At 44.3% G+C, this 5,010-nt stretch carries 5 protein-coding genes; 1 reads left to right on the forward strand and 4 read right to left on the reverse strand.

The genetic code is table 11. From position 1 onward, the window contains the following. The 4 genes from KDK15_RS20445 to KDK15_RS20460 all read right to left on the reverse strand — a co-directional run. A partial coding sequence (locus KDK15_RS20445; protein WP_257297250.1) for a hypothetical protein occupies nucleotides 1-278 on the reverse strand: 278 nt, incomplete at its 3' end. Between the two features lie 392 nt (nucleotides 279-670). Further along, complete coding sequence (locus KDK15_RS20450) at nucleotides 671-1,228, reverse strand: recombinase family protein (RefSeq protein WP_257297251.1); 558 nt, start codon at nucleotides 1,226-1,228, stop codon at nucleotides 671-673. 2 nt (nucleotides 1,229-1,230) lie between these two features. Then, nucleotides 1,231-1,512 (reverse strand): virulence factor, encoded by a 282-nt coding sequence (locus KDK15_RS20455; RefSeq protein ID WP_257297252.1) that lies wholly within the window; start codon nucleotides 1,510-1,512, stop codon nucleotides 1,231-1,233. Next, nucleotides 1,512-1,712: a DUF5397 domain-containing protein gene (locus tag KDK15_RS20460; RefSeq protein WP_257297253.1), complete on the reverse strand. Its 201-nt coding sequence runs from the start codon at nucleotides 1,710-1,712 to the stop codon at nucleotides 1,512-1,514. The genes KDK15_RS20455 and KDK15_RS20460 overlap by 1 nt, the downstream gene beginning before the upstream one ends. Before the next feature lie 168 nt (nucleotides 1,713-1,880). On the opposite strand from KDK15_RS20460, the gene KDK15_RS20465 reads away from it, so the two are divergent. Continuing rightward, nucleotides 1,881-4,802: a Tn3 family transposase gene (locus KDK15_RS20465; protein ID WP_257297254.1), complete on the forward strand. Its 2,922-nt coding sequence runs from the start codon at nucleotides 1,881-1,883 to the stop codon at nucleotides 4,800-4,802. The last annotated feature ends 208 nt before the right edge of the window (nucleotides 4,803-5,010 follow it).

A 5,010-nucleotide genomic window follows, 5' to 3' on the forward strand; every position in this document is an offset into this window, starting at 1 on the left:
AATTTTGTAAGTGCCTGTTGACTCGGATTATTCATGGGTTTTCTGACAGGCACTATATAGGCTCCATCAACATGAGTTCCCTCTTTAGATAGCTTTAGCTTGTTAGTTGCTCCGAAACTTATATAAAAGCACTCATAAGGGAAATCAATAGCTTCTAAAGGAATGGAACCTACATCTGTTTGTAAAAATTCCTCAATAATCTCATCACTAAGATGAAAAATGTTTCGGCCATAGGCACAAAATGCGCTGCAGTACGATGCAATTGATGGCTCTTTCATTAGCCACTTTATGTCAGTTGGTCTCTTTGTTCTCTCAATACTATCAAGCTCCTTGTTGTAGGAGTTTGTGATAATATGTGTTATGGACTCCAAGTATTCACCACAATCCATTTATACTCTGATAAGCTGAGAAAACCCTCTTTGCAAAAGGCCTTGTTTGCCTATAACGCTCAGGATGATATCTGAGTAAATCATTTTTTTGCATTTAAATAGCCCCTTACCACAGCTATCACATTAACTTTTTAAAAAACATGTTGTAAGCAAGATGAGGAAAGATTACTGAAACAGTGGACAACGGGAAGTGCTCTGTCTTTTTCAAAATCTAAATCATCTTTCATCTGAAATCACACTGAAACATTAGTCACTGTTCCAAATAAAAAACAACCACTTCTTCAGAGTCTGCTAGATGCTGGTATCCATCTATAAAGTGTTGGAACTGAAACACCAAGATTAGCTGCAACCTCTTTAGGGGGAATGCCATTGGTCAACAGTCTCTTGGCAGACTCAATTTTAGAATCTGTCATCTGACGCTTACGGCCTCCAACCCTTCCTTTCTGACGTGCAGCTTCAAGACCAGCTTTGGTTCGCTCTACAATTAGCTCCCTTTCCATCTGAGCAAGACTTGCCATGACATGAAAGAAAAAGCGACCTGCTGTAGTTCCTGTATTAATGTTGTCTGTAAGGCTCACAAAATGACAGTCTTGTTGTTCAAGTTCATTGACCAATGATATCAAGTGTTTTGCGCTTCGCCCCAAGCGATCAAGCTTCCAAACAACCAGAGCGTCACCTCTGCGCAGAACTTCGAGTGCTAACTTCAAGCCTTCTCGATTACTCTGAGTCCCGCTGATTTTATCTTCATAAATCTTGGTACAACCAGCCTCAGTGAGAGCTTTTCGCTGTAAAGAAAGGTCTTGGTCTTTACTAGATACTCTTGCATAACCGATCTTCATGCTCAGCCTTCCTTGATCATTTCTGTGAAATCAGACCACTGCTCAACCCTGAATGCTCTTATATCCCTCACGGAATCAGGAAACCACGGGAGCGATTTTAATGCGGTAATGGCTCTGAATAAGTTGGCCATATTTTCGTCTTCAGTTACATAAAGGCTTCCCTGTACCCGGCTGAAGCCTAGCTTGGATAAAGTAGAGCCAATTTCAATATAAGCCTGTGGTACTCCTTTCGGATGATGTTTCTCGGTTTCTGCAACTACAAGATCAAAGGCAATAGCAAACATCAGTGAGCCACCGGGTCATTTTTGATATTTGAGTACCTGTATTCAGTCTCTTCGCCTGATTCTGGAATATGAATCAAGACTACCCAGTCATCCTGTCCGATAGGCCTGATAGGAGCAATAATTTTATAGGCTGGACCTAGCTCACCAAAACGGCGGTACTGTCCGATTAGTTGAGGAGCTGGAAATTGTTCATGAGGCATAATTGACCTCCTTGTTATCAAAACTCGTTTAAGACTAAAGAATTGAGAAAGCAATTTCAAGAATAGTTTTTGAGAACCTGAAAGCAAGACGTTTTAATATAGATTTTCTGGCTAGGCTATCTTATCGAAAACCATCGTTTTTGATAGCGACAAAAAAGTATCTTTCCGATGCCACATCGTACTGTTCTTTCCCAATCCCAGCGTGAATTTTTTGCAGCATTGCCCATTGAACCGGCAGAGCTGGCAAAGTATTACACTCTTTCATCGGCCGACCTTGTCATGATCCGTAAACGGCGAGAGTCAAGGAACCGGATTGGTTTCGCTATACAGCTTTGCCTGATGCGCTATCCAGGAAGACGGCTGCAAGCCAATGACCCGCTTCCCGATAAATTCGTTGCTTTTATAGCAGAACAGATAGCCGTTAACCCCATTGCATTTTCAGGTTACGCACAGCGGGAAGTAACCCGGCGAGAGCACTTTTTACTGTTGGCTCAACAGTTACAGGTTGAGTCATTTGGGGAATCGCATTACCGCAATATGACTCGTTGGCTCATTCCTATTGCAGTCGAAAATCCTCGAAGTGACTTCTTGGTAGGGGCTCTGCTCAATGAGTTTCGGCTCAGGCGAGTTCTACACCCCGTTATTCCAGTGATTGAGCGCATGGTCGCTGCTGCCAGGTGCAATGCTGACCGTCGTATTTATAACCTGATCAATAAACAGCTACAGCCTCAACACTGTGTAAAACTTGATGATTGGCTGAACTCCAATGGAAAGCAACAAAGCAAGCTTTCATGGATTCGCCAGCCTGTCGGACGCCCTTGTCCATCCAATGTCCTCGCCATTTTAGAGAAGCTTGATGCAATCAGAGCTTTGTCGCTGCCGGACTCCATTATCAAACACCTTCCAGTATCAAGAAGAGAGCTTTTAGCCAGAGAGGGCTCTCGCATAGCTTCCCAAAATCTCAGAATGATCAGTGATATCTCTCGACGCTACTCTATTTTGACGGTGTACCTACTTGAATACTCCAGAGTTCTGGTGGATGAGGCTATCAACATGCATGATCGTATCGTTGGAAGCTTGCTCAAAAAGAGCAAACACAAGTACACGGAACAGTTGCAGAAAGAAACCAAGCTTATAAAACAGGCAATCAACACTCTGGCGACGCTGGGTGAAGTACTGGTTGAAAGTCGGGAGAAGGAAAATGATGTTTGGAATGCCATTGACTTGGCTTTTTCATGGGACGACTTACAGGAACGCTTCAAAGAGGCGGAAGACTTGGCCAACCCCTGTAAATTGAACCCACTACGCTTTACCAAAAACCAGTATCCCCAGATACGACGTTACACGCCAGAGTTACTGGAACACTTTGACTTTCAGGCCACCAAGGGGGGGCAAGATGTTCTGGATGCGATTATTCTTCTTCGGAAAATGAATCAGGGTGGTAAAAGAAAACTGCCAGACGATGCGCCAATGTCCTTCATTACTGCCCAATGGGTTCCGCTGGTCTTCCAGAACAATGAGCCAGACAAACATTTCTACGAACTCTGTGCCATTAGTGAACTCAGAAACCACCTCCGATCTTGTGATATTTATGTATCAGGAAGCAGACAGTATCAGGACTTTAATGGCTACCTGATCAGCAAAGATACCTATGACGAAATGAAGCAAAAGGATGATTTGCCCGTTGCAATTGTGACATGCTTTAGTCGCTATATATCAGAGCGCATCAGCTTGCTTAAGAGTGAACTTGATAAGGTGGATTTACTCATTCAGCAGGGGAAGCTGGACGATGTGACCATCAAAAAAAACAGCTTTCATGTGAGGCCACACAAGGCTACAGATACGCCCGAAGAGGCCAAGTCACTCATTAGAGAAATTTACCAGACAATGCCCAGAATCAAGATCACCGATCTACTTGTAGAGGTAGACGACATCACTCACTTTACTGACCAGTTCACCCACTTGAGAACAGGGCTTCCTGCTGAAGACAAACAAAGCCTGCTGGCCGTCATACTGTCGGATGCTATCAATTTAGGATTAACCCGAATGGCGCAGGCGAGCAGAGGGGCGACATTCAAACAGCTCAGCTGGACAGCTGACTGGTATGTAAGGGATGACAGCTACTCACGTGCCTTGGCAGAGCTGGTCAATTTTCACCATGAAACAGAGCTTGTGAACAGTTGGGGCGATGGCAGTACATCCTCATCAGATGGACAGGATTTTCCGGTTGGGAATGTTGCCCGACACCTGGGCGATGTTAACCCAAAATATGGCAGTCAGCCTGGCGTGAATGTTTACACTCATATCTCGGATCAGTACGCCCCATATTATACGGGCTTGATCCATAGCAATACCCGTGACGCCACTTATGTTCTAGACGGACTTTTGTATCACGGGTGCAACTTGAATATCAAAGAGCACTACACCGATACAGCGGGTTTTACTGATCATGTGTTTGGTCTGTGTCACCTTCTGGGTTTCAGGTTTGCCCCAAGAATTCGAGACCTAGGAGACCTTGTGCTCTATCCTCCTGAAAAATCAGAAAACTGGTCTCAGTTAAAAACTATTCTGGGGGATCGTATCAAGATCCGTACCATCGAAAAACAGTGGGATGAGCTGCTGAGGCTAACGAGTTCCATCCGGCTCGGAACTGTGACGGCTTCACTGATTATCAGAAAGCTTGCTTCCTACCCACGACAAAACAAACTGGCGTTGGCACTGCGGGAGTTTGGCCGTATAGAACGAACTCTATTCATCCTGGAGTGGATGCAGAAACCTGAACTCAGGGCAAGGGTTCAGGCAGGGCTAAATAAAGGAGAGGCGAGAAACAACCTTGCCAGAGCTGTATTTTTCAACCGTCTTGGAGAAGTCAGGGATAAGTCGTTCGAGAATCAAAGTTACAGGGTATCTGGCCTTAATCTGGTCGTTGCCGCCATTATTCTCTGGAACACTGTTCACCTTGAAGAAGCTATTACTAAAGTGAAAAAGCAGAAAAAAGTGCCTGAAGAGTACCTGAGCTATCTATCTTCTCCCCTGGGGTGGGAACATATCAGTTTGACAGGTGATTACATCTGGAGACTGAAGACCTAATAAATGATGATTTATAGTGATAATGGATAAGCTTCATCCCATGATTACCAAGGATTTTAGCCTCTTAGCGTACGATTTTTTCCTTTCTATGGCGTGACCCCAAGTACTTTTTCAATTGCCTTAATGAAACCCACCTGGAATAGTAATCGCCCAAATGAGTTTTGGGGTTTGAGGTGAGTAGACCTGATCACCTCAAACCCCTTCGATT

The sequence above is a fragment of the Endozoicomonas sp. YOMI1 genome, assembly GCF_024606345.1.
Lineage (GTDB): Bacteria > Pseudomonadota > Gammaproteobacteria > Pseudomonadales > Endozoicomonadaceae > Endozoicomonas.

Excerpts from the sequence above, each read along its gene's own strand:
- KDK15_RS20450 (WP_257297251.1), bottom strand. The coding sequence starts at position 1,228 with ATGAAGATCGGTTATGCAAGAGTATCTAGTAAAGACCAAGACCTTTCT.
- KDK15_RS20455 (WP_257297252.1), bottom strand. The coding sequence starts at position 1,512 with ATGTTTGCTATTGCCTTTGATCTTGTAGTTGCAGAAACCGAGAAACAT.
- KDK15_RS20460 (WP_257297253.1), bottom strand. The coding sequence starts at position 1,712 with ATGCCTCATGAACAATTTCCAGCTCCTCAACTAATCGGACAGTACCGC.
- KDK15_RS20465 (WP_257297254.1), top strand. The coding sequence starts at position 1,881 with ATGCCACATCGTACTGTTCTTTCCCAATCCCAGCGTGAATTTTTTGCA.